Here is a 25,410-nt window from a genome sequence, read left to right on the forward strand (position 1 = left end):
ACAGATTAAAAATGAGATTAAAATTACTAGTTGTTATACTGATAACATGTTGTTTTTATACCAAAACAAGAGCACAGGATCCTATTTTTACACAATATTTTTTAGTTCCCGAAACCTTAAATCCAGGTTTTACAGGCTTTATGGAAACTACTTATGCCGGAATTATTCATCGTGAGCAGTGGCCTGAATTAGACCTAAGTGTTGATACTGATTATGCATTTGTAAATACCTGGAGTGATCAACTTAACAGCGGAATTGGCTTAAACATTTTAAACCAAAGAGAAAATGCTTCCAAATATAATTATACACAAGTCAATGCCAATTATGCCTACAGGGTAAGAATAAATGATACCTGGACATTCAGACCGGGTATTGAAGCAGGATTTGGATTAAAATCATTTGCATTTGGCAATTTATTACTGGAAGATCAGATAAACATAAACGGCCCGAACAACGGAAGTTCTATTGATCCGCTGTTAGCGAACGATAAGGTTACTTTTTTTGATGTATCTGCTGGTATGGTTTTTAATACCGATGATCTTTGGATTGGCCTTTCAATGAAGCATCTTAACAGACCTAATATAGCATTGAGCACAAACGGAAACCTGCCGCTAAACACATTCTTCTCACTAAGCAGCGGGTATGAATTTCTGGTGGCAGATTATATTGACGTATTGTTCTTTCCGTATGAAACAAAAATGTTTTTCACGTCAAATTATATGCAGCAGGGACGCTATAACCGATTTGATTTAGGCGCTTCAATTTTATTCGAAAAAATGTTTTTTGGAACAACCTTCGTTACCAATCCTGCAAAAAATGGCATGAACAATGAATTGCTGACCTCTGTTAACTTTTTTACCGGACTACAATACGAACATTTGCGATTAGGACTTTCATATGACTTGAATACAACCAAAATAGGAAGAACAGGAGGCGTTTATGAACTATCATTGACATACCAGTTTGATTTGTCACGAAAATGTTTTGGATGCCCGAATTACGGGGATAATTAACAATCAAAATTTCGATTGATATCGTAAATCAAAACCTCTCAAAATATTTTTGAGAGGTTTTTGATTTTATAAGCTACTCCTTGAATATATTTACAGGGCGTTTATTTTTAAGCTGGCTCCCATAATTCGATTTTATTTCCTTCAGCATCCATGATATGTACAAATTTGCCATAATCATAAGTAGCAATTTCATCCAGTATGGTTACTCCGTTTTCCTTGAATTGAGTCACTAAACCTTCAATATTCTGGACACGGTAATTAATCATAAAATCTTTTTTGGACGGAGAAAAATAGTCATCTCCTTTTTTGAAAGGACTCCATTGGAGCGAGTTTATTTCTTCTGGCTTGTTGAGATCCCTGGATTCAAAACTGGAAGTGCCCCAGTCACTGATTTCAAATCCCAAATTTTTCGCATACCAGTCTTTTGTTTTCTGCGGATCATCTGAAAAGAAAAAAATCCCGCCAATTCCTGTTACCTTTGGTATTAAACTTTCTGCATTGGTTTTTTGATTTTCCATAAATTACTGTTCTGAGTTATTAAAATCATCAACTAATATAATCAAAATCAATTGTATCCTTACTTTGCTTCAAACGAATTTAATCACATGACGAAATTAAATTCAGTTTTATAAAAAAACGGAAATAACTTTTATCAGTTATTTCCGTTTTAATTCCAATTCAAATTAACAATTCTTTTACTTTAAGCCATATCTATCTTTTATAAACAGTGATAGCGCCAGTAGTCTTATTTCTTAATTTTAGTTCTTTATTAGTAAGATTCATAATATCGCTTGTTGTAGCTGTAGTACCAACAGTAATTGTTAAATCATTATGAGATCTTACATAAGTTCCGGTTGTTTCAGTTTTGTTACAATTTGCACCGTCGTAATCTCCTATAACCGCAACATTACTCAATTTTAATTCTAAATAATCTTTACTACATCCAGTTGCATTTTGGGGAGCATCAATTAACACTTCGTTATTTCCGTTAGCATCTGCTGTTCCTACTTTGCTTAGCTCATATTTTCCCTGGATTGGTACTATTGTTTCTCCTTCATTATCTTCATTGCTGCAAGATGTTGTTGCGAATAATCCAAAACTTAGTGCTAATACGTATAAAAAATTTCTAGTTTTCATGTTTTTTTGTTTTTAAAAATTATAATTTGATTTTATTTAACGAATTTACACTCGTTATAATTCAAATCTGTTTCATAATTTTCAAAATAACTTACATAATTGCCGTTTATTTGATTAAATCGTAATCTTATGTTAAATTACCAGAGAATTAACCAATAAAGTACTATTCCCTCTGCTTAACATATTTATCAATAATATACTGAGTTACGGGTCTTAATGCTTTTTTGTTTTCCGGGTGTGTTCCGTGTGTATTAAAAAAATCTATTCCGTTTGCTGTTTTAACATACCAGATAATTGCCTGTCCATCACTTTTAAAACAAGTTGTGGTATCACAAACCTTAATTTTCTTAAAATCCAAAAGATCTTTATTGTATGGGATAATAACATTTACATTACCCACAAGTCCAGAACTACAATCTACAATTTCATAATGATCATTAGACCACTGCATACAATGCTTCTTGATGAAGGCAAAATAAATTACTCCACCTATTAAAAGAAACATAACTAAAGTAACTATTATAGTAGATTTTGATTTTTTAAATAGTTTTTCAAAAAAATTCCTTTTAACACTACCGACAAAATTTAATGATTCAGGATTTTTTATAAAGCCTATGTCATCATTTAAATTTTTATTTAGTTGTGACCTATCAACATTATTTACAATACTTCTTTCTAGCTCAGGTTCTACAACAACTTTTGGTTCAGCCATCAAATTTTCTTCTTCCCTATTTTCTTGTCCGTAATATTTTTTAAACTTTCCAAAAGGCCTCGGTTCAAAACCTACCAAAACTGCAGCAAATTCCACTATTTCATCCGTTGGGGATTCTGTTTTCCCTCTAAAAAAAGCTCCTACTGATTTAAACTTATCTGTTTTGGATTGCAAAGTATTCTTTTTTGAAATATCAAAGCAAAATTCAAATAATGTAGAGAAGGTTTTTAAATCATCAGAATTCTTATTTATCTGAAATATTTCCCAACATAATTTTCTAAGTTTTGCCTGAGATGGATTCTGTAAAAAATGGCTATTGTCTCCATTTTTTACTTCTTCATACTTTTCTTTAATAGCTTTTTTATAATGCTCTGTAGTAATGTTTTGCATAGGCATCTATTTTTATTTTTAGGAATTTTCAGGACTTGCTGGGAATTTTCAGGATTCTGAAAACATATGTCGGAATTCCCGGAATTCCGTATCAATTCACGTTTGCAATGGTTGTTACTTTGCCTCAGAATCAAGTTAACGTTTTGATCTGCAGGTTAAAACAAATGTACAAAACTAGTTCAATTAAAAGTGCGGAAAACCGTAAGACGGCATTTATCCGGGAAGTATAGATAAACTCTTACTGTTCTGCGCACTTCACTTCCCAAACACAATTTGGTATTGAAATTAAGATCCGGAAAAGTTCCGGACAGCAATACCCATGTCTAATTTTTAAATCAAAAAAATATGAAAAATTTATTTTTATTGGGAGCGTTTGCACTATTGTCTACTACTCTGTTTTCCTGCACTGCAGATGAATATGAAACTCATACGAAAAAAGAAGTTGAAAAAACAAGTCCTATAACGCCTACATATGCAGATGGACCTGGAGATGATCCTGTAATTCCACCACCACCAAAATAATAATTCTTTAAACTTTTTAATTTATAATTAATTAGTACATTCGGGGAAAGTATGTATTTATGCTACGATCCCCGTTTTTTTATTTGTTTACTTTTCTTTTACTTTTTTCCTGCAAAGAAAAAACACTAACCAACATTAATAAAAGTAAGCCAACTCAAAAAGAAGCTATTAACTTTCGGGATAAAGGAATATTAAACTTTGAAAAGAAAAACCTCAATGTTGCTTTCCTTAATTTTAATAAAGCGAAAATTATATCTGAAACCATCAGAGACAGTGCAAATATTGCTTACAACCTTATCAGGATGGCTTCTATCCAGCAAATTACCGGAGACTATTACGGTAGCAAAGAAACATTAACAGAAGCCTTACCTTATATAAAAAGAAGAGATATTTTCAGCGTATCTGTCAATAATTTTTTTGGTATTGCAGACAAAGAACTTTCACTTTATAATGATGCGATTTACTATTATAAAGAAGCCATAAAAGACTGTACAGATTCTATATCAAAACAATCACCTTTAAACAATATTGCGGCTGTTTATATTAAACAAGAAAAATATGAAAAAGCCATTACTATTTTAGAATCCATTTTAAACAGAAAATTTTTAGACGCAAGTGCCCATGCGAGTAGTAAATCAAGAGTTCAGGATAATTTAGGTTATGCTTATTTTAAAAAAGGAAAAAATGACAAGGGGCTTTTATTAATGAACGAAAGTTTAAAAACAAGAAGACTCCATAATGATTCTTATGGTATCATAGAGAGCTATTTGCATCTTGCCGAATTTTATGCTAAAACTGACTCAAAAAAATCAAACCAATATGCTTTGGATGCCTACAAATCAGCAACAAAACTAAACAGTATCGATGAAAGATTAAGAGCGTTACAATTTTTGATTTTAAATGATTTAGGCAGAAAAAATATTGGATATGCAAAAAAATATATCACACTAAATGACAGTATAATTAAAATTAGAAACAACTATAAAAATAAATTTGCCAAAATAAAATACGATTCTAAAAAAGAAAAAGACGAAAATCAAAAACTTCGCTTAGAAAAAGCTGAAAATTTAGTGGCGCTCAAAGAGGCCGAAAAAGAAAAAATCATATTATATGCATCTATAATTATAGCTTCAACTACCTTTGTATTTTTGGCTATATATTTAAGAAAACGCTACAAACATAAAACCCGCCTTGTAGAAATAACCACAGCATATAACACCGAAACCCGTATTGCCAAAGATATACACGACGAACTTGCTAATGATGTTTTTCATGCTATTACTTATACGCAGACCCAGTCTTTAAATGCCGAAAACAATAAAGAAACCCTATTACAAAAACTTAATCATATTTATTCCCGGGTTCGCGGAATTTCCAGAGAGAATAGTAATATTGATACTGGGCCCAATTATTCAGCCGGTTTAAAAGAAATGCTTTCGACTTATAATAGCAACACTACAAATGTTATTATTACAAATATTGAAAAGATAAATTGGGAGAGTATTGAGGATGAAAAAAAGGTTACTATTCACAGAGTACTTCAGGAATTAATGGTCAACATGAAAAAACACAGCGAAGCTCTTTTGGCAGTTATAAAATTTGACAGCAAATCAAATGCTGTAATTATTGATTATACAGATAACGGAAAAGGCTGTGAAAAATCAAAAATCATAAAAAATGGTTTGCAAAATATGGAAAACCGTATTCTGGCCACAAAAGGAACTATTACTTTTGACACTCAGCCTGATAAAGGTTTTAAAGCAAAAATAACTCTGCCCAAATAAAAGCCCATGTTTAAAAAAGTAATAATAGCGGAAGACCTTGATACCATGAATTTAGGAATTCAGCAAGTCCTGAAAGATTTGGAGATTTTCGATTTTCAACATTCTAAATATTGTGATGATGTATTTCTAAAAATGCGTGCTGCAATCCATCAAAACGAACCGTATGATTTATTAATCAGTGATCTTTCGTTTAAAACAGATCACCGGGAAGTAAAAATTACCAGTGGAGACGAACTCATTCAAAAAGTTCGTGAATTACAGCCTGATATTAAAATCATAGCCTATTCTGTCGAAGATAAAAACTATCGTATAAAATCTCTTTTTTATGATGCTCAAATTGATGGTTTTGTACTTAAAGGTCTAAACAGCATTGAAGAACTGAAAAAAGCAATTCATCTTATTTCAACCTCTGATCAAAAATTTATTTCTCCGGAAGTGGCTTCTGCACTGCAGGAAAAAAACAACTACGAAATGGATGATGTCGATATTAAAATTTTAAAATATTTATCTGCCGGCACTTCACAGGATGAAATCATAGAAATTTTTAAAAGTACCGATATCAAACCCAACAGTAAAAGCGCCATCGAAAAAAGACTCTCTAAACTCAAAGACTTTTTTAAAGCTAACAATACCGTTCATTTGGTTTCGATTACTAAGGATATGGGGATAATTTAGTTCCTCATTATTATATTTTTCAAGCTCCCTCGGGAGCTTTTTTTATTTCTGAAATTTAAAATTTTACGGATTATGGTTTTCCGTAAAATACTGGTTTTAAATAGGTTTAAGTTTGAATTATTAAATTAAATTAAATTAAATCAATTCAAATTTTAAAACTATGAAAAATTATTATGTAAACAACACTGCTCAATTAAACGGAGATCATGAAGTTCATACTGATGAATGTCAATATTTTAAAAGTATTGTGAGTAAAAAATATCTCGGTCAGTTTTCAGATTGTAAACCAGCTGTTGCAGAAGCAAAAAAAACGTATTCCAAATCAAACGGCTGCAAAACTTGTTGCAATGCCTGCCATACAAGCTAATATTATGGGCTTTCGATTTCAAAAAAGGATTAAGCTTGGAGGCGGACTCGGATTAAATATTAGTAAATCCGGGATTTCTCCAAGTTTAAGAACAAAAATGGGAACATTTAGCAAATACGGCTATTCTGCAAAAACAGGCATCCCAGGATTAAAATACCAAAATAGCGGATGTCTGGTATTATTTCTCTTCACAGGATTTTTAACATTTTTAATCTACACACTAAAACGATATGGGATATCGAAAAGGATATTACAGAAAAGACGGAACTTATGTCCAGGGGCATTTTGCCAATAACAGATCAAAATCTTTTTCAGGTAAAAACAAAAATGGATGTGTAATTCTAATTTTTCTATTTATTGCACTTGGTTCAATCATTGCCTGCTCAGAATCATCTGATTCATCAGGAAACAGTTCAAATTCAGATTGTCCAACCAAAACTTGTGGCGATTTCACAAGTCAGGCACAAGCACAATCCGCATATAACAATAATAAAAGTTGCTACAAAAGCTTAGATTCTGACGGTGATGGTATTGCCTGCGAAAACTTAAAAAAATAAAATATGATAACACTAGAACTTAAAAGCCATTTTTTAAGATTATATCAAATGGCATTATCAGATGATCAATTCAATGTATTAGAACTTCAGATGCTATATCATTTTGCAGATGAAAGAGGAATTCCAAAAGAAGAACTTGACAAGCTTTTTTCAAATCCTGTCAGTACCGAACTTATAGTTCCGGAAGCCTTAACTACAAAAATTGAATATCTATATGATCTGACAAGAATTATCTGGGCAGACGGAAAAATAACAGATGATGAATTGAATATGCTTAGAAAGTATTGCAGGAAGTTTGATTTCGTCGAAGAAAACATCAATGATTTATCTGATTATTTAATTGATTGCGTCCAGAAAAATATTGGGAAAGAAGAAATTATTAGTCAATTAAACTCCTAGATTATGAAGTCACTTACACAATTATTCAGTTTAAAAAAAACAGCGGATTCTTCTATTAATGCTTACAATGAAAGTGAAGAAGACAGAGAACAAATCAGAATTACCTATTATCAAAGCGGTTTTGCTGCTTCTATAAAAGCAACAGGCAAACCTATTGTTCTAAAAGCATGTTTACAAAATTTATACATGAGTTTTGAAGACCAGTGCCGAAAACAAAAATTAGAGCAGGACAGATTAAAACAGCCCTATCGTGAAGAACAGGAGAAAAACAGAACCGAACTTAAAAAATGTGAGGCTGCAATTGGAATTTACGAAAAGAAAGAACAAGATATTAACGAGTCTGCAGATCTGATAAAAAATGAAATTATAGAGGTAAAACGTAATCCTGATAAATTCGGAATTGAAGACGGCAAAGGCTTAAAAGCACAATTTTATATTGGTTTGTTTTTATTGCTTCCCATTACACTTTATGTATTGGTGTTTTACATTTCAGCTTCTTATTCTGCATTTTTCAAGGAATTTTCGAATGATAGTTTAACTGCTGCCATTTTTGATGCAGATGCCTTAACAAATGCTTTTAAAGCAAGCTGGCTTGAAGGAGTTTTGGTCATAACAATTCCATTTGTATTCATGGGATTGGGTTATGTAATTCATATGGTACAGAAAGGAAAAGGCATCAAAAATATTTTGAGGATGGTTGCTCTTTTTATTACCACCTTTTTATTTGATGCGCTGTTGGCTTATCAAATCGAAAAAAAGATATATGAATTCAATAAAACAACCGATTCCGCACCATACAATTTAAATATAGCTTTGGGCGAAGCTGAATTTTGGATGATCATATTTGCAGGCTTTGTGGTATACATTATTTGGGGACTTGTTTTTGATTTTGTTATGAAAGAGTTTGAAAATATAGATAAAATAAGAGCTTTTATAAGAGGTAAAAAAGAAAACCTGGTTGATTTAGAAAAATTAAAAACTGAATATACCAACAAGATAAATGATTTCAAACAGCAAATTGTGACTGCAAATGGAAAAATTTCAGAACTACAATCAAAAATCGATGGGTTTGTTTTTCCGGTAAAAGAATACCTGCACTATCATCATCAATATAAAGAAGGATGGTTTCAGGCCATAAATACAGAAATTGCTTTAGCTCATAAAGAAAAAACAGAACTTTTAGAAAGTTGCGAATTTCACTCTGAAGAACATCTGAGTAAATTAAACCTGATCGATCCTGATTTTCAGCATTTGGTATATTCTAAAAATTAATCCTATGAACAATATCTTAAAAACATTTGCAATATTATTATTGCTCATTATCTCGCTTTCGTGCAAACAAGAAACTGATAAAGGCAAGGAAAAAATCACTTCTAAAAGCTCTGCGTCCGAAAATTATAATGTTAGTATACTACTTGATTTATCAGACAGAATTAGTATTCAAAAAAATCCTAACCCAACGATGGAATATTACCAAAGAGATTTAGGTTATATAAAATCGGTTTCGGAAGCTTTTACCCAGCATTTAAAATCAAAAAGAATAAGACAGATTGACGATAAAATGCAATTATTTTTTAATCCCGAACCTAAAGATCCGGATATCAATTCAATTTCACAAAAGTTAAAAATTGCTATTGATAAAAACAATGCTTCAAAGGATTTACTGAATTCTATCAATTCAAATTATGCTTCACAAACCTCAAAAATCTATGAGTCTGCGATAAAAGACAACAATTTTATCGGTTCTGATATCTGGAATTTTTTTGATACTAAAGTAAAAGATCAATGTATTGAAAAAGATTCGCGAAACATTCTTGTCATACTCACAGACGGCTATATGTTTTATGATAATACGATAATGAAAGAAGGAAACCGAACATCATATATCACTCCTGAATGGATTAGAAAAAATGGCTTGAACACCAAAGACTGGCAGAAAAAATTTAAAGAGCAGGATTTTGGATTCATTAAAGCCGGAAATGATTTATCTAACTTGGAAGTTTTGGTTTTAGGAATTAATCCAAATCGAAACAATCCATATGAGGAAAAGGTAATAAAAGCCTATTGGACAAAATGGTTTACTAATATGAAGATCAAATATTTTGAAATTAAAAATGCTGATTTGCCTTCAAACACAGAAAAAATCATCAAAGATTTCATATTGGAAAAGAAATCATAAAACGTTTATCCTTAAAATTTTACAATCTCATTTTATATCTAAACAAAAATCAGCTTTTACGGATTTCCATAAAATACTGATTTTAATTGACTCTACATTTGAATAATTAATTTTAAACCGACAACCAATGGAAATCAACATTCAACTAAAATCATTAGCCGATAAAATCAATCAGCTTAAAAGTAAAATCGAAACCGAAGAATCTACCAAACATGCTTTTGTATTGCCTTTTATTCATGTTCTCGGATATGATGCTTTTAATCCACTTGAAGTTGTACCTGAATTCACGGCAGATTTAGGTTTGAAAAAAGGAGAAAAGGTAGATTATGCTATTTTTCAGAATGGAGAACCCATTATTATTGTCGAATGCAAAAGCTGGAAAGAAAAATTAACGGTACATAATTCGCAATTGTTCCGTTATTTTCATGTTACCAAAACCCGATTTGCGCTTTTAACAAACGGAATCAATTATCAATTTTTCACTGACCTGGATGCTCAGAATAAAATGGATGAAAAGCCGTTTTTAGAATTTGACATCACGAATCTTAAAGAAAATACGATTAATGAAATTACAAAATTCCACAAGTCCAATTTCAATGTAGATAATATTGTCAGCAATGCGAGTTCTTTAAAATACATTAAAGAAATTAAGAAACAGATCAATGCTGAACTTGAAAATCCTTCGAATGATTTTACCCGGTTTTTTGCCAATAAAGTATATACAGGAAGACTGACTGAAAAAGTAGTCGATGAATTTAAAGACTTAGTTCAGAAATCACTGAATCAATTGATCAGCGAAAAAATTAATGACCGCCTTAATGCAGCACTTACAAAGGAAACAATCAAACAACAGGACGAAGAAATTGTAACTATTGAAGAAGAAAATAAAATTATTACAACTGAAGAAGAACTTGACGGTTTCAGAATTGTTGTTGCAATCTTAAGACGAAAACTTCCGATAAACAGAATTGTCCATCGTGATACACAATCTTATTTTGGAATCCTCCTGGATGACAACAATCGTAAACCTTTATGCAGATTGCATTTAAATGGAGGGAAAAAGTACATCAGTTTATTCAATCAAAATAAAAGCGAAACCAAATTATCAATCTCATGCATTGACGATATTTACGAATTTGAAAAAGAATTATTAGAAACAGCAGCACTTTATGAAACCGAATAAATTATTTATTTCACATTAAATAATAATTTAAGTTTGATCTTCTAAAATGTATTGCTTATGCTAAAAAACTACTTACTATTATTCATTGTACTTGCAACACTTTCCTGTAAAAAAGCTGATGCTCCGCCTCCACCACAGATTAATTCTTTTTACAAAAAAGTAATTACCGCTGACGACCGCAAAACGATTACACCCGAAGAAGCGAAAACGTATCATGTTGATAAAACTTATCAATATAAATACAGGACAGGATATTCTCAACATTATGAATATAATTACGATGTAAAAGGAATCAATGCAAAAGGTGATTCGGTTTTTGGTAATATAAATGTCGAAGGAAAATACGGAGCCGGAATTTTAATCAACGACAGCCTCGGAGACATTGAAATTAATACCGAATGGATTGCTTACGGAAAACTAAAAGCCGTTGATAAAAAAAGAAATGAATATCACTTAATTGTAAAATAAATAACGTCTCGAATGAAATATAGTTTATTATTACTCCTGCTGTTTGTTTCGCTCTCTTCTTTTCAGCCTTTAGAGAACAATGTGTATATATGTGGTCCAACCGGTGCAAAAAAATATCATTATAAGGAAAACTGCCGTGGATTAACTGCCTGCAGACATGAAATTACAAAAGTTACCATTAAACAGGCACAAGCTTATGGTCTTACACTTTGTGGTTGGGAAGATTAAATTGGGAATGTTTTTATATCTATGCTTTTGCACTTCTTAAATCTTTTTTCAACCGGCCAGCCAAATCTAATTAATAATTCTATTTTCTAAAAAGTATTACTTTACCTTGACAGGACATTCCCCAGTCCTGTGCTTCTTTATCTATGTCCCAATACCAATAATTTCTTCCCTCATTAAATCCGCCTCCAATCATTACGGAGTCTATCCAGATATTCAAAGTAGTAAAGACGATCAGAAAACCAATTAGTATATTGTATGAGAAACGAATCCATTTTGGTCTGCTAATTTTTCTGATAAGGTTTTTTACACCTGCGTGAATAATAAAAAGCGCTAAACTCCAAACCACAACATTTAGTAAAACTCCTGAAATACTGTAAAAATATTCCATAGAACTTCCTAATGACTTTTGCTTAAACACAAATGGACTGCCATAATAATCCGGGAACATTTCGGGACCTTCACAATGGTATTCAACACCGATTGTTAATGATAAAACGAATCCTAAAGCTATGTACGGAATAGTTAAATATTTCATTTTTTGACCTTTCAATCATTTGTCTATGAATCAATATTCGCGGAAATAATGATTTAATTCAGCTCAATATCCATTCTTCGCAACAGAGCATCCTGAACAACAAAAATATGTTTTACAACACCATTAAACATTTCATTTCCGTGCAAATCAAGTACAATCTGATGAATGGCAACCTCAACTGTTTCGTCTGCTCTCTCAATTATTTCAACAGGCTCAACATTTGGATTTATTTCCGTCCATTGCCTTGTCCAGTATTTCCGAATTTCTTCGTGTCCTTGTATATATCCGCCTTCAAAAGCTTTTGGCCATTCTACATCCGGATGGAAAGTTGAAAGTGCCGTATCAATATCTCTGGCATTAAAAGCGAAGTATGCTTTTTTGATTAAATTTTGAATTTGGTTGTCCATAACTAAGGTTATTTTTTATGTTTCACTTTGTATTGTTATTTTAATCTGGTGCTCGTTTGCAACGAGTACCTACTTTCTTAATTACCCAAGTCTTAGCGTTTGCAACGCGGTTTCCTAGCGCAATGGCTCTACTACAACAATTACAAAAAGCGGAATTGTCTTCTTCATAATTTCTATAACTACTAGTGACATAATTACGTTCCTGAAAAACAATTTGAGCTTCAACTGAATTATAATGTATATAACGAATTCTCTGTTGTATTTATCTTAATTATAAGAGTTGCAAACGCTACTACCTCTACACATTCGATTCATGTAGGGAACTCATTGTAAACGAGCATCAGATTGAGTACTCATTAGAGACAACCACCATGTTATTTTTTTTAGAATCTAAAACGACATTGACATTCCTAATCCATATTGTTTCCCATTATAAACAGGCATGATAATCCCGTTTAGGCTTTCCTTGTTTTTAAATATTGTTCTTTTTATCAGAGGATGAAACCAATATGCCATTTTGGTACTTAAAATTCCAATACCTGCTCCAGCAGCAACATCACTGAACCAATGTCTGTCATTATACATTCTAAAAAATCCAGTTCCGGCAGCTACCAAATAACCTGAAATTCCATACCAGATCGATACATCTTTATATTCTTGATAAAGAAATTCAGCCCCCATAAAAGCTGTTGCGGTATGACCAGAAGGAAATGAGTTATTCGAGGTTCCATCAGGTCTTAACTCGTTACCAGTCATTTTTATTAGATTAACTGTTGTTCCCATAATTAAGTATGCAGAAGCTAAAACAATTGTTCTGTCTTTGAAGTTATTTTTCCCTTTAATTCCAACAGTATTTAAGGCATAGACAGATAAAAAAGCACTATATTGAGAAAAGTCGTCAATTGTAAATTTATTGTCAATATGTTCATTTATTTCTTCTTTAGTATCAGTATTGATGTCTTTTAGCGTATGACTTTCCAACCCAATAACACCATATGCAATTAAAGTTGTGGGAATTACTAATGCCTGATATTTAAATTTTATATTTTTATTTATAGATAAACTATCCGGAGTTTTATATTGTCCATATATACTTAAAATAATAAAATTAAATAAAATGACCAGAATTGTTTTTTTCATAGGTTTTGAATTAATTTAACTTTTACGTATGACATATCAATAAATTCTCATACACTTTGTAGCTTTACTAAATCAATATTTTTTACAGCTAATATAACAATCTTTTTATTTCAATTGACACACAAACCTTAAACATAACTTTATCAAAAACCTCCCGAAAATTTTACTTTCCGGGAGGTTCAATCCTACAACTATTAATAAAAAAATGATATTATTTCCAGCCGCCGCCTAAGTCTTTATATACATAAACTGCTGCGTTGAGCTGTTCTTTTTTGGTGTCGATCAATTCTAACTTTGATTCTAAGGCATCACGCTGTGTCATCAAAACTTCGAAATAATCCACTCGCGCCGATTTAAACAAGTCATTCGAAACCTCAATCGATTTATTTAAGGCGTCCACCTGCTGTGATTTTAAATCGTAGCTTTTCTGTAAATTATCAATTTTAGAAAGTTGATTCGAAACTTCCAGATACGCATTCAAAATCGTACGGTCGTAGTTGTACAATGCCTGAAGCTGTCTCGCATTGGCACTTGAAAACTCGGCTTTGATAGCATTTCTGTTAATCAGCGGTGCTGCTAAATCTCCTGCCACTGAGTACAAAATAGATTCCGGAAACGTAAACAGATAAGACGGTTTAAAAGCCTGCACGCCAAAAGCTGCCGAAATATCAAGCGAAGGATAGAATTCGGCACGGGCTACTTTTACATCTAATTTGGCTGCAACCAATTCTAATTCGGCTTGTTTCACATCCGGGCGGTTCATCAATAACTGAGACGGAATTCCGGAATTGACTTCAGCAGGCAATAAAGTCAAAAAGTTACTGTTGGTCCTCTTGACTTCCTGCGGATATCTTCCTAATAAGAAATTGATTTTATTCTCGTTTTCTTTAATTTTCTGAAGAATATCAAACTCTAAACTTTTTGAAGTCAAAACCTCAGCCTGAAACTTCTGCACACCTAATTCTGTAGCTCTGGCAGCCTGCTTCTGAATTTTTACAATTTCTAAAGCATTCGTCTGCAATTCGATGGTTTGTTTTACAATCTCCAGCTGACTGTCTAAAGCTAATAATTCGTAATACGAATCGGCTACCTCAGCAATCAGATTGGTAATCACAAAGTTTTTACCTTCTACGGTTGCCAGATAACGGTTTACTGCCGCTTTTTTAGAATTGCGCAGTTTTTTCCAGATATCTACTTCCCAGTTGGCGTAAGCAGCAATGGTAAAATCACCAAGCGGATCCGGAGTTTCTACTCCCGGTTTTATTTCTGTAGTAGCATCACCTGCACCCTGACTCGTGTAGCGGCCTACTTTTTCTACTCCTGCACCGGCACGTACACCCACAGACGGCAGTAAAAGTCCTTTTTTAACACGGATATCGTTTTTTGCAATTTCGATTTCCTGCAGCGTAATGTTCAGCTCCTGATTATTTTTTAAGGCCACATCAATTAAGTCAATCAGATTCTGATCCTTAAAAAATGTTCTCCACTTCATGGAACCTGTATTAACTGTATCCAGGTTTTTTGTTGTTCCAAAAGATTCCGGAACAGGCGCACTTGCCGTTGCAGTCTCGGCTACCGGGGCTTTACAGCCCAATACAGCAAGACAAAGGCCTAATGCAATACTATATTGATATGCTTTGAATTTATACATGATTGTTATCAATTTCTTCAGTTAATGGATTCTCTTCTTCATGTTTTACCAGTTTGTATTTCTCGGCAATTTTACCAAAAATGTAATACAATCCCGGAATCACAAATACCCCGCAAATGGTTCCGATAAGCATCCCTCCAGCAGCGGCAGTACCAATAGTTCTGTTGCCAATTTTACCAGGACCAGTTGCAAAAGCCAATGGTAATAATCCGGCGATAAAAGCAAACGAAGTCATCAAAATAGGACGAAAACGGGCTTTTGAACCTTCCATAGCAGCTTCCAGAACTGATTTTCCGGCTGCGTGCCGCTGAATCGCAAACTCTACAATCAATACGGCATTTTTACCCAATAAACCAATAAGCATTACCATGGCAACCTGTGCATAAATGTTGTTTTCTAATCCGGTTAATTTCAACAGAAGGAAAGCTCCAAAAATACCTGCCGGTAAAGAAAGAATTACCGATAATGGCAGAATAAAACTCTCATATTGCGCTGCTAAAACCAGATACACAAATCCTAAACAGATCAGGAATACCCAAATTGCCTGATTTCCCTGTGCCACCTCATCGGCAGAAATACCCGCCCAGTCAATATCATATCCTCTTGGCAGTTTTTTGGCAGCCACTTCCTGAATCACTTTAATCGCAGTTCCGGAACTGTATCCCATTGCAGGACCACCACTGATTTCTGTAGAAGTGTACATATTGTGTCTCGTAATTTCTGAAAGACCATACACTTTTTCCAGTTTCATAAAGGCCGAAAATGGCACCATTTCGTCATGGTCATTTTTTACATATAATTTCAGGATATCATCCGGCTGAGCACGATATTCCGGTGCTGCCTGAACGATTACTTTATAGTTGATTCCGTATTTGATGAAACTGATTTCATAGTTACTACCTACAAGCGTTGATAAAGTATTCATCGCATTTTCGATAGAAACTCCTTTTTGCTGCGCCAGATCATTATCGACTTTCATCATGTACTGGGGGAAACTCGCACTAAAGAAACTGAACACGTTTGTTAATTCAGGACGTTTGTTCAGTTCTTCAACAAACTCTTTATTTACCTCTTCCAGTTTTTTGAAATCACTTGTACCTGTTTTATCGAGCAAACGTAGCTCAAATCCTCCTGCAGCTCCATATCCCGGAACTGCCGGTGGCTGGAAAAATTCGATATTGGCTCCCGGAATGTCTTTCGACTTTTCTTCGAGTTCAATCATAATCTCCTGAACGGATTGTTTTCTGTCATTCCAGTCTTTAAGGTTAATCAGACAGGTTCCGGCATTGGCTCCGGTACCCTCAGTCAGGATTTCATAACCAGCCAATGATGAAACTGATTTTACACCTTCTATACCTTCGGCCACTTTTTGCAATTGCTCGGCAATATTATTTGTTCTTTCTAATGATGAACCCGGAGGTGTCTGGATAATCGCATAAAACATTCCCTGATCCTCATTCGGAATAAATCCTGAAGGAACAGTACTGCTGATCAACCATGTTCCGGCACAAAATCCAAGAAGTGCAACAATGGTTACCACTCTTCTGTTTACAATTTTTGCCAGTACATTTTGGTATTTGCCCTGAGCCAGATTAAACTTGTTGTTGAAACCATCGATAAACCTGTTTACCGGAGTTTTCTTCTTCGGTTTACCATGATTGTTTTTCAGCATCATCGCACAAAGAGCCGGTGTCAAAGTCAAAGCCACAATACCTGAAAGTATAATTGCCGTTGCCATTGTAATCGAGAACTGTCTGTAGAAAACTCCCACAGGTCCTGACATAAAAGCAACCGGAATAAATACCGCCGCCATTAAGAAAGTGATTGCAATAATCGCCCCCGCAATTTCGTGCATCGCTTTCTTAGTTGCTTTAAATGGCGACAGATGTTCTTCTTCCATCTTGGCATGGACGGCTTCAATAACCACAATCGCATCATCGACGACGACCCCAATTGCCAATACTAAAGCAAATAATGTAATTAAGTTCAGTGAAATATCGAAGAAAGTCATGAACACGAATGTTCCCACCAGTGAAACCGGAACGGCAATTGCGGGAATAACCGTAGAACGCCAGTCTCCTAAGAAAAGAAATACTACCAAACCTACCAGAATAAAGGCCTCAACCAAAGTATGAATTACTTTTTCGATAGAAGCATCAAGGAATTTCGAAACGTCATACGAGATTTCGTAATCCATTCCTTTTGGGAATTTGGTTTTAAGTTTTTCCAGTTTGGCTTTTACGTCTTCAATAACCTGATTGGCGTTACTTCCAAAAGACTGTTTTAATACGATTGCTGCAGATGGTTTTCCATTTAAATTCGAATAAATATCATACATCGAACTTCCAAATTCAATCGTAGCAATATCTTTTAAACGTAAAAGCTCTCCATTAGGATTAGATCTTACAACAACATTACCGTACTGTTCTTTGGTTGTAAAACGTCCTGAATATTTTAATACATATTCGAATGCCTGAGAACGCTTACCGGAACTTTCTCCGGTTTTACCTGGCGAAGCTTCCAGACTCTGGCTCGATAATGCCTCCATTACCTCTTCGGCAGAAATTTTATAAGCCAGCATTCGGTCCGGTTTTAGCCAAATACGCATCGCATATTCACGTGTTCCTAAAATATCTCCGGATCCAACACCATTTACCCTTTTTAATTCTGAGAGTATATTGATATCTGCATAATTATAAAGGAACTTCATGTCGGTATTTTTATCGTTGCTGTAAAGATTCACATACATCAACATACTCGGTACTTCACGGGTAATCTTCACCCCTTCTCTAACTACCAGAGGCGGTAATTTATTAGTAACCGAAGCCACACGGTTCTGGACATTAACGGCAGCCTGATTTGGGTCTGTACCTAAATTAAATACTACCTGAATACTCGCTTCACCATCATTTCCGGCATCTGAGGTCATATATTTCATTCCCGGAACCCCATTCAGGGCTCTTTCCAGCGGAATAATAACCGATTTAATCATCAGCTCTCCATTCGATCCCGGATAATCTGCAGTGATATTAACCATCGGAGGAGAAATCGAAGGGAATTGAGTAATAGGTAAATTGAGTACCGACAAAACCCCTAAAAAGACAATTATCAACGATATAACGATAGATAATACAGGTCTTTGTATAAATTTATTAAACATCTGTTTGTTTTTTTAATGATTGAATCAGTTAAACCTATTCTGCTTTTAGTCGTAAGTTGTTGATTACCTTTTGCGGAGCGATATAACCGTAATTGATTTTGTCATCTTCTTTTACTTTCTGAACACCTTCCAGTAAAATTTTATCATTTTCGGTAAGTCCGCTGTTGATGACATACAAATCCGGGATTTCGCCAGTAATCGTAATTTCTTTTGAACTCACTTTGTTGTTTTTGCCAACTACGAATACGTATTTTTTATCCTGGATTTCATAAGTTGCTTTTTGCGGAATCACAATAGCATTCTTCAACGGAACCAGCATCTGAACTTTTCCGGTTTCTCCATTTCTAAGCAGTTTTCCATTATTGGCAAATCTTGCCCTGAACGCAATATTTCCGGTTTCATTATCAAATTCACTTTCAATAAGTTCTACTTTTCCTTTGTATTTAAAAGATTCGCCATTAGCCAGAAGTAAGTTTACATTATTCCCGGCACGATCTTTTACATTAGTCTGATATTGCAGGTATTCCGGCTCAGAAACATTAAAATAAGCAAACATCTGGCTGTTGTCTGAAAGGCTTGTCATCAATTCGCCTTCATCAATAAGACTTCCTAATTTTAACGGGATACGGTCAATCGTTCCGTCAAAAGGCGCTCTGATTTCGGTAAATGATAAATGAAGTTTTGCCAGTGCGACCTCTGCTTTTGCTGATTGGAGTTTTGCCTGGGCAACACTTAATTCGTTTTTAGAAACGATATTTTTATCTGCCAGGGTTTTCGCATTTAAAACTTCTATTTCTGCAGATTTTTGTTCTGCCTGAGCTTTCAGTAATTCTGCCTGATACATATTCGGCATAATTCTGAACAATAGCTGACCGGCTTTTACGAACTGACCTTCATCCACATAAATATTTTGCAAAAACCCTTTTTCCTGGGCACGGATTTCGATGTTTCGTACAGAGCGAATCTGTGAAACATACTCTTTGGTAAACGAAGTGTCAATTTTTACAGGATTTGTTACTGTAAATTTTTCCGCTTCCTCTTTTTCTTCTTTTTTAGATGTACAACTGGTTAGGCACACCAGGGCAATTAAGCCTGTGAGAACAATTCTTTTCATGATTTAAGTATGGAAATTAAGCGATTGAATGCTTGGAATGCAAAGATTCCTTTAGAGGTAAAAAGCATCAGTAACCATAGTCAGAACAGAACTGTCCCATGTGAAGAAATAAAATATACATCACGAGATATGAATATGCACATAACTCAGGCAACCGATGTATAGATATTTATCAGATTCTTAAAACGCGCTGCGTAATGTAAATAGGATTTGAATAGCCACAGAATGGCACGAAGAATTTGAAATGACTGTGATAATTAACCGTAATCTGATCTGAGAATGTCAGATACCAATTATCAAGCAGACTATAATTTGCAGCAAAAGCTTTACCGCTTAAATCACTTTTAAGAGCATCACCACCTTGGAATTCCTCATCCAGATCAACGTCAGCTTCTTCAATTATAGAAGTTCCCTGCTCGTGTGTGATGTACTTTACACGATGTTTATGCTCATAGTTATGAGCAGGAGAATTTTGGTGTGTACCGGCACTGATATATTGCCCTCCGCCCAGCAGAAGGAAATTCATGAATACCAGAAATACAATTATTCTTCTCATTTGGTTGCGAAAGTAAGCAAAGAATTGAAACAAAAAAATAAATTTTAATAAGGTTTAACAACTAAAAACAAACGAAAACGTTTTCTTTGGTTCATTAAAAATTTAACAGTCGGATTTTGAGATTTAATTTGTAAAAAATAGAAGACTTTTTATTTGAAAATAAATTAGTTGTCATTTTTTAACGGCTGATTATCATTTAAATAACTCAAAGTATAAATTTATTTCTTCTTTTTATCCTATTTTTGAACCAAAACAAGTTCTCTTACAAAAGAAATATTCTATATTCGTTTAACAATATCAATTAACCCCAAATTAGTTTTTATGAAAAACATTTTACTTACTTTATTTTTTATGGCGGCCGGTTCAGTATGGTCACAATCTGCAACTGCTTATTTCGATAAAGCGATGAAAAAAGCCGAAGCAGGAAACACAAAAGGAGCCATTGCTGACTACACTAAGGCTATCAGTATGAATTCAAAATTTGTAGAAGCCTATCAAAACAGAGGTGTTGCTAAATTCAAGCTGAACGATTTACCAGGAGCTTTAGCAGATTTTAACAAAACTATCGAATTAGACAACATGAATGCAGGAGCTTTTACCGGCAGGGCTAATGTTAATTATAAATTGTTAAACTATGCAGATGTCATAAAAGATTGTTCTTATTCTATTATGTTGAATCCAAAAGATTATGTAGCTTATAATCTTAGAGCATTAGCTTATAACAAATCGGGCGACAAAAAGAATTGCTGTAAAGATTTCTCTAAAGCCATAGAATTAGGCAGCCAGAGCGCTATTAAAAACAGAGCTACTTTCTGTAAATAAAAACATCAATAACCAATCATATCAGGCAATCTGTAGAATTTACTTTTACAGATTGCTTTTTTTATATAAAAAAGGGTCTTATCAACCTAATCCTTACATTTGATCCAAAATAAAAAACGAATGGCTCTTTTAAGAAAAATAAACAATAATGCCCAAACAGATCAAAACTCAGGTTTCGGCACCAATGCAAACAGCTACGGCGGAAGATTCGTAAACAAAAACGGAACCCCGAATATCGAAAAAAGAGGCATGCACTTATTACGCAGAATCAGCTGGTACCATACCATGATTGATATGCCCTACTGGAAATTCATGCTCATTCTGCTGCTCTTTTATATTACCATTAATTTTGTTTTCGCGATTCTTTATTATGCAATCGGAATTGAACATCTGGACGGAATTGAACAATCCCAAAGCATATGGACGCAATTTGGTCAGGCTTATTTTTTTAGTGCCCAGACTTTTACAACTGTTGGCTACGGACATATCAGCCCAAAAGGATTTTTAACCAGTGCCCTTTCTGCTGCCGAAGCCTTAATCGGACTTTTAAGTTTTGCTATTGCGACGGGTTTGTTCTTTGGAAGATTCAGCAAACCAACTGCTTTTTTAAAATTTTCACACAATGCTTTAATTGCCCCTTACAAGAATGGCAAAGGTTTAATGATTCGTTTAGTTCCTTTTAAAAACACCAATTTTACAGATGCAACAGCTAAAGTAACCCTTGGGATGACGGTAGAAGAAAATGGAATAATGACCAATAAATTTTACAATCTGGATTAAGAACTGGACAGGATTAATGCTCTTTCGTTAAGCTGGACATTGGTTCATCCTATTACAGAAAACAGTCCTTTGTATAATTTCAGTGAAGAGGATTTTAACAAAATTCATGGTGAAATTTTAGTATTCATTAGCACTTTCGACGATATCTTCAGCAATACCGTTGCTGCCAGGACTTCTTATACGTTTAATGAAATTGTATATGGAGCCAAATTCAAAACCATGTACAACCGAAGCAAAGACGGTTTCAGCACAATTTTGCATTTAGATTTATTAAACAATATTGAGCGGGTAAATTTCTAAAATCTATCATTTTAATCAGGTTTTAAATGTTATCTCGGATTTTATTCTATTTTTGTTTATCCAATAACAAAAAATGATAGACAACATAAAGACCGTTTTCAGTATAAAAGATCTGGAAAACTTATCCGGAATAAAAGCACATACTATTCGCATATGGGAAAAAAGATATAATATTCTTGAACCTATGCGAACTGATACCAATATCCGGCTTTATAATTTAACCAGTCTGCAAAAGCTGCTAAACATAACATTACTTCATGAATACGGTTACAAAATATCGAAAATAGCTACTTTCCCTGAAGAAAAAATTCCACAGCTGGTTCGTGAAATTATTTCCATGAAAAATTCACAGAACTACGCCATCAATTCCTTCAAAATGTCTATGATGAATTTTGATCAGGAAATTTTTTTCAACACTTTTGACTGGTTGATTTCTGAAAAATCATTTCAGCAGGTTTTTAAGGAGCATTTTCTTCCACTGTTGAAAGAATTAGGACTTTTATGGCAGTCACAAACCATCAGTCCGGCAAATGAACATTTCATGAGCCATCTGATCAAACAAAAAATATTAATTTATACAGAAGGGCTTCAAATTCTGAAACCTGCCAAAACTGATAAAGTTTTTGTGCTCTCGTTACCGCTAAATGAGATTCACCAGATCGGATTGCTGTATCTTCAATATGAAATTTTACTTCAAGGTTACAAAACCATTTATTTGGGTGAAAGCATGCCTATTGAAAATCTGGAGGACCTTACTAAACATTTCAATAAGATTACCTTTGTTACCTTTATGACTGTCCAACCCGATCGTAATGTTGTGAACCAGTATGTAAAAACAATGGAACAGAAATTACTCTTAAAGAGCAATGAAATCTGGCTGGTTGGAAAAATGACAGAGAATATTGAAAGAAAAAACTTATCCGAAAGAACCTTTGTTTTTAATTCGATGGAAGAAACAATTCAGAAAATATAATTTTTGTTTAAAGTTTTTGTACATTTGTTAGACAAATGAAAAAAACTATCTCCATAATAGGCTCCGGGTTTTCTGCTCTAGCAGCTTCATGCTATCTGGCACAACAGGGGCATGCCATAACTATCTACGAAAAAAACGATTCAATTGGCGGAAGGGCAAGACAATTTAAAAGCAATGGTTTTACGTTTGATATGGGGCCAAGCTGGTACTGGATGCCCGATGTTTTTGAACGTTTCTTCAATGATTTCGACAAAAGTCAATCTGATTATTATGAACTTTTAAAACTAAATCCGGCGTATCGTGTTTATTTTGGGATTAATGATTTTATCAATATTTACGACAATCTTGAAGCTATCAAATCTACTTTTGAAAACGTTGAAAAAGGAAGTGGCCAAAAGCTTCAGACTTTCATCAATCAGGCTAAAAGCAATTATGATATTGCTATAAAAGATCTGGTATATCGTCCCGGAATTTCTCCTTTGGAATTGATTACACCAAAAACGATTTTAAAACTCAATCAGTTTCTTAGCAACGTCAGTTCTGATATCCGAAAAGAATTCAAAAGCGAAAGATTAATTCAGATTTTGGAATTTCCGGTTCTTTTTTTAGGGGCTAAACCTTCAAACACTCCTTCGTTTTACAATTTTATGAATTATGCCGATTTTGGCTTGGGAACCTGGCATCCCAAAACCGGAATGTTTGATGTCGTGCGCGGAATCGAAAAATTAGCCTTGGAACTTGGAGTTACCATAAAAACAAATTCTTCAATAGAAAAAATAATAGTCGAAAATAAAACCGCTACCGCAATTATAATTGACGGAAAAACAATCAAATCTGACATCGTTTTAAGCGGTGCCGATTACCAGCATACAGAAACTTTATTAGAAAAAGAATACCGTGTTTACTCTGAAAACTATTGGGAGAAACGTGTTTTTGCGCCTTCGTCCCTTCTGTTTTTTGTAGGTTTCGATAAAAAAATAGAAAACATTACACACCACGCATTATTCTTTGATGTAGATTTCAATCAGCATGCCGCTGATATTTATGACGACCCAAAGTGGCCTGAAGCGCCATTGTTCTATGCTAATTTCCCATCAAAAACAGATTCGACAGCAGCTCCTGACGGAATGGAAACCGGCTTTTTTTTAATTCCGTTAGCTCCCGGAATAAATGACAGTGAAGCACTTAGGGAAAAATATTTTGAGAAGATTATTACTCGTTTTGAGCAGATTACACAACAAAAAATAAAAAATAACATTATATTTAAGAAATCATTCTGTAAAAACGACTTTGTAGCAGATTACAATGCCTACAAAGGAAATGCTTACGGAATGGCAAATACCTTATTACAAACCGCTTTTTTGAGGCCAAAACTAAAAAGCAAAAAAGTTCGTAACTTATATTTTACAGGACAATTAACAGTTCCTGGCCCAGGGGTTCCGCCTGCTTTAATTTCAGGAAAACTGGTTGCTGAGTTAATTCAAAAATCACTTAGATCTTAAAAAATGAAATCACTATTCGACACCGTTTCTTTCAAATGCAGTAAGCTGGTTACCAAAAACTACAGCACTTCTTTTTCGCTCGCCGTACACATGCTGGCACCAAGCATTCGCGATGCCATTTACAGCATTTATGGCTTTGTGCGTTTTGCTGACGAAATTGTAGATTCTTTTCATGATTATGAAAAAGAGTATCTTATTGACGATTTCGAAAAAGAATATTACAAAGCAATGCAGTTAGGAATTAGCCTTAACCCTATTCTTAATTCTTTTCAGCATACCGTAAAACAATACAATATTACCGACGATTTAATTCAGGCCTTTCTAAAAAGCATGAAACTGGATCTTATCAAATCAAATTATAATACCCAGACCGAATACGAAGATTACATTTACGGTTCAGCTGATGTTGTAGGCTTAATGTGTCTTAAAGTTTTCGTAAAAGGAAACAATCAAAAGTATGAGCAGCTGAAAAATGAAGCGATGCGATTAGGATCGGCTTTTCAAAAAGTCAATTTCCTTCGGGATTTAAAAGATGATAACCTGGTTTTAAACCGAAATTACTTCCCGGGTGTCAATTTGAATTCGTTCGATGAAAATGCAAAAACCGCTATCATCAACGAAATCGAAGAAGATTTCAAAGCTGCTTATCAGGGAATCGTAAAACTGCCCATTGAAGCTAAATTTGGCGTTTACACTGCTTTTATATATTACAAAAAACTATTAAAAAAACTCAAAAATACGCCCTGTTCGGAAATTGGAAATTCAAGAATCAGGGTTTCAAATTACACTAAAGCAGGTCTTTTGGCTCAGTCTTTTGTAACTTACAAATTAAAATTAGTCTAAAAAATAAAGTAAA

General features: G+C 33.9%; 28 protein-coding genes and 1 pseudogene. 19 read left to right on the forward strand and 10 right to left on the reverse strand.

The genetic code is table 11. The annotated features are described in order from the left end of the window. Positions 1-11: 11 nt before the first annotated feature. Complete coding sequence (locus GXM16_RS07160; RefSeq protein WP_163393722.1) at positions 12-1,013, forward strand: PorP/SprF family type IX secretion system membrane protein; 1,002 nt, start codon at positions 12-14, stop codon at positions 1,011-1,013. 107 nt (positions 1,014-1,120) lie between these two features. On the opposite strand, the gene GXM16_RS07165 is transcribed toward GXM16_RS07160, so the two are convergent. From GXM16_RS07165 to GXM16_RS07175, 3 genes are all read right to left on the reverse strand, one after another. Continuing rightward, positions 1,121-1,531, reverse strand: coding sequence for a VOC family protein (locus GXM16_RS07165; RefSeq protein WP_163393723.1), 411 nt, complete (start codon positions 1,529-1,531; stop codon positions 1,121-1,123). A 193-nt stretch (positions 1,532-1,724) separates the two neighbouring features. Further along, positions 1,725-2,150, reverse strand: coding sequence for a lipocalin family protein (locus GXM16_RS07170; protein ID WP_163393724.1), 426 nt, complete (start codon positions 2,148-2,150; stop codon positions 1,725-1,727). Between the two features lie 163 nt (positions 2,151-2,313). Continuing rightward, positions 2,314-3,252, reverse strand: a complete 939-nt coding sequence (locus GXM16_RS07175) for a hypothetical protein (protein ID WP_163393725.1) — start codon at positions 3,250-3,252, stop codon at positions 2,314-2,316. A gap of 363 nt (positions 3,253-3,615) precedes the next feature. On the opposite strand from GXM16_RS07175, the gene GXM16_RS07180 reads away from it, so the two are divergent. The 12 genes from GXM16_RS07180 to GXM16_RS07235 all read left to right on the forward strand — a co-directional run bounded on the left by GXM16_RS07180 (position 3,616) and on the right by GXM16_RS07235 (position 11,614). Next, a complete protein-coding gene (locus GXM16_RS07180; protein WP_163393705.1) occupies positions 3,616-3,774 on the forward strand; it encodes a hypothetical protein in 159 nt (52 codons plus the stop codon). An 83-nt stretch (positions 3,775-3,857) separates the two neighbouring features. After that, positions 3,858-5,558, forward strand: a complete 1,701-nt coding sequence (locus GXM16_RS07185) for a tetratricopeptide repeat-containing sensor histidine kinase (protein ID WP_341874169.1) — start codon at positions 3,858-3,860, stop codon at positions 5,556-5,558. A gap of 6 nt (positions 5,559-5,564) precedes the next feature. After that, the gene (locus GXM16_RS07190) at positions 5,565-6,233 is read left to right on the forward strand and encodes a response regulator (RefSeq protein ID WP_163393727.1); all 669 of its coding nucleotides are present in this window, start codon (positions 5,565-5,567) and stop codon (positions 6,231-6,233) included. 160 nt (positions 6,234-6,393) lie between these two features. Next, on the forward strand, positions 6,394-6,600 hold the full coding sequence (locus GXM16_RS07195) for a hypothetical protein (RefSeq protein ID WP_163393728.1): 207 nt from the start codon (positions 6,394-6,396) through the stop codon (positions 6,598-6,600). Positions 6,601-6,604: 4 nt separating this feature from the next. After that, positions 6,605-6,895: a DUF4236 domain-containing protein gene (locus GXM16_RS23080; protein ID WP_425279965.1), complete on the forward strand. Its 291-nt coding sequence runs from the start codon at positions 6,605-6,607 to the stop codon at positions 6,893-6,895. Next, on the forward strand, positions 6,831-7,157 hold the full coding sequence (locus tag GXM16_RS07205; protein WP_163393730.1) for an excalibur calcium-binding domain-containing protein: 327 nt from the start codon (positions 6,831-6,833) through the stop codon (positions 7,155-7,157). The genes GXM16_RS23080 and GXM16_RS07205 overlap by 65 nt, the downstream gene beginning before the upstream one ends. 3 nt (positions 7,158-7,160) lie before the next feature. Then, entirely contained in the window at positions 7,161-7,556 is a 396-nt protein-coding gene (locus tag GXM16_RS07210; RefSeq protein ID WP_163393731.1) for a tellurite resistance TerB family protein, read from the forward strand. A gap of 3 nt (positions 7,557-7,559) precedes the next feature. Further along, positions 7,560-8,828, forward strand: coding sequence for an ABC transporter permease (locus tag GXM16_RS07215; protein ID WP_163393732.1), 1,269 nt, complete (start codon positions 7,560-7,562; stop codon positions 8,826-8,828). A 4-nt stretch (positions 8,829-8,832) separates the two neighbouring features. After that, complete coding sequence (locus tag GXM16_RS07220; RefSeq protein WP_163393733.1) at positions 8,833-9,735, forward strand: hypothetical protein; 903 nt, start codon at positions 8,833-8,835, stop codon at positions 9,733-9,735. 127 nt (positions 9,736-9,862) lie between these two features. Next, a complete protein-coding gene (locus GXM16_RS07225; protein WP_163393734.1) occupies positions 9,863-10,918 on the forward strand; it encodes a type I restriction endonuclease in 1,056 nt (351 codons plus the stop codon). 57 nt (positions 10,919-10,975) lie between these two features. Continuing rightward, entirely contained in the window at positions 10,976-11,386 is a 411-nt protein-coding gene (locus GXM16_RS07230) for a single stranded DNA-binding domain-containing protein (RefSeq protein WP_163393735.1), read from the forward strand. Positions 11,387-11,398: 12 nt separating this feature from the next. After that, positions 11,399-11,614 (forward strand): hypothetical protein, encoded by a 216-nt coding sequence (locus GXM16_RS07235; protein WP_163393736.1) that lies wholly within the window; start codon positions 11,399-11,401, stop codon positions 11,612-11,614. 79 nt (positions 11,615-11,693) lie between these two features. On the opposite strand, the gene GXM16_RS07240 is transcribed toward GXM16_RS07235, so the two are convergent. The 6 genes from GXM16_RS07240 to GXM16_RS07265 form a co-directional block, all read right to left on the reverse strand. Beyond that, positions 11,694-12,149: a hypothetical protein gene (locus GXM16_RS07240; protein WP_163393737.1), complete on the reverse strand. Its 456-nt coding sequence runs from the start codon at positions 12,147-12,149 to the stop codon at positions 11,694-11,696. A gap of 53 nt (positions 12,150-12,202) precedes the next feature. Then, a complete protein-coding gene (locus tag GXM16_RS07245; protein WP_163393738.1) occupies positions 12,203-12,556 on the reverse strand; it encodes a nuclear transport factor 2 family protein in 354 nt (117 codons plus the stop codon). A 390-nt stretch (positions 12,557-12,946) separates the two neighbouring features. Next, entirely contained in the window at positions 12,947-13,696 is a 750-nt protein-coding gene (locus GXM16_RS07250; RefSeq protein ID WP_163393739.1) for a phosphatase PAP2 family protein, read from the reverse strand. Between the two features lie 211 nt (positions 13,697-13,907). Further along, the gene (locus tag GXM16_RS07255; RefSeq protein WP_163393740.1) at positions 13,908-15,347 is read right to left on the reverse strand and encodes a TolC family protein; all 1,440 of its coding nucleotides are present in this window, start codon (positions 15,345-15,347) and stop codon (positions 13,908-13,910) included. Further along, positions 15,340-18,507, reverse strand: a complete 3,168-nt coding sequence (locus tag GXM16_RS07260; protein ID WP_163393741.1) for an efflux RND transporter permease subunit — start codon at positions 18,505-18,507, stop codon at positions 15,340-15,342. Before GXM16_RS07260 ends, GXM16_RS07255 begins: the two co-directional genes overlap by 8 nt. 34 nt (positions 18,508-18,541) lie before the next feature. Next, complete coding sequence (locus tag GXM16_RS07265) at positions 18,542-19,621, reverse strand: efflux RND transporter periplasmic adaptor subunit (RefSeq protein WP_188726537.1); 1,080 nt, start codon at positions 19,619-19,621, stop codon at positions 18,542-18,544. Positions 19,622-19,630: 9 nt separating this feature from the next. Between GXM16_RS07265 and GXM16_RS07270 the strand changes: the two genes are divergently transcribed. Continuing rightward, a complete protein-coding gene (locus GXM16_RS07270) occupies positions 19,631-19,786 on the forward strand; it encodes a hypothetical protein (protein ID WP_163393742.1) in 156 nt (51 codons plus the stop codon). Between the two features lie 7 nt (positions 19,787-19,793). Here GXM16_RS07270 and GXM16_RS07275 read toward each other — a convergent pair whose 3' ends face one another. After that, entirely contained in the window at positions 19,794-20,177 is a 384-nt protein-coding gene (locus tag GXM16_RS07275; protein WP_163393743.1) for a hypothetical protein, read from the reverse strand. Positions 20,178-20,498: 321 nt separating this feature from the next. On the opposite strand from GXM16_RS07275, the gene GXM16_RS07280 reads away from it, so the two are divergent. The 5 genes and pseudogenes from GXM16_RS07280 (at position 20,499) to GXM16_RS07300 (ending at position 25,397) form a co-directional block, all read left to right on the forward strand. After that, a complete protein-coding gene (locus tag GXM16_RS07280; protein ID WP_163393744.1) occupies positions 20,499-20,999 on the forward strand; it encodes a tetratricopeptide repeat protein in 501 nt (166 codons plus the stop codon). A 120-nt stretch (positions 21,000-21,119) separates the two neighbouring features. Further along, a pseudogene (locus tag GXM16_RS07285) lies at positions 21,120-22,079 on the forward strand (ion channel). Between the two features lie 73 nt (positions 22,080-22,152). Then, entirely contained in the window at positions 22,153-23,052 is a 900-nt protein-coding gene (locus GXM16_RS07290; RefSeq protein ID WP_163393745.1) for a MerR family transcriptional regulator, read from the forward strand. 35 nt (positions 23,053-23,087) lie between these two features. After that, on the forward strand, positions 23,088-24,554 hold the full coding sequence (locus GXM16_RS07295) for a phytoene desaturase family protein (RefSeq protein WP_163393746.1): 1,467 nt from the start codon (positions 23,088-23,090) through the stop codon (positions 24,552-24,554). Between the two features lie 3 nt (positions 24,555-24,557). Further along, entirely contained in the window at positions 24,558-25,397 is an 840-nt protein-coding gene (locus GXM16_RS07300; protein ID WP_163393747.1) for a phytoene/squalene synthase family protein, read from the forward strand. Positions 25,398-25,410 lie beyond the last annotated feature (13 nt).

This window comes from Flavobacterium limi (genome assembly GCF_010645075.1).
In the GTDB taxonomy this organism is placed as follows: Bacteria; Bacteroidota; Bacteroidia; order Flavobacteriales; family Flavobacteriaceae; genus Flavobacterium; species Flavobacterium limi.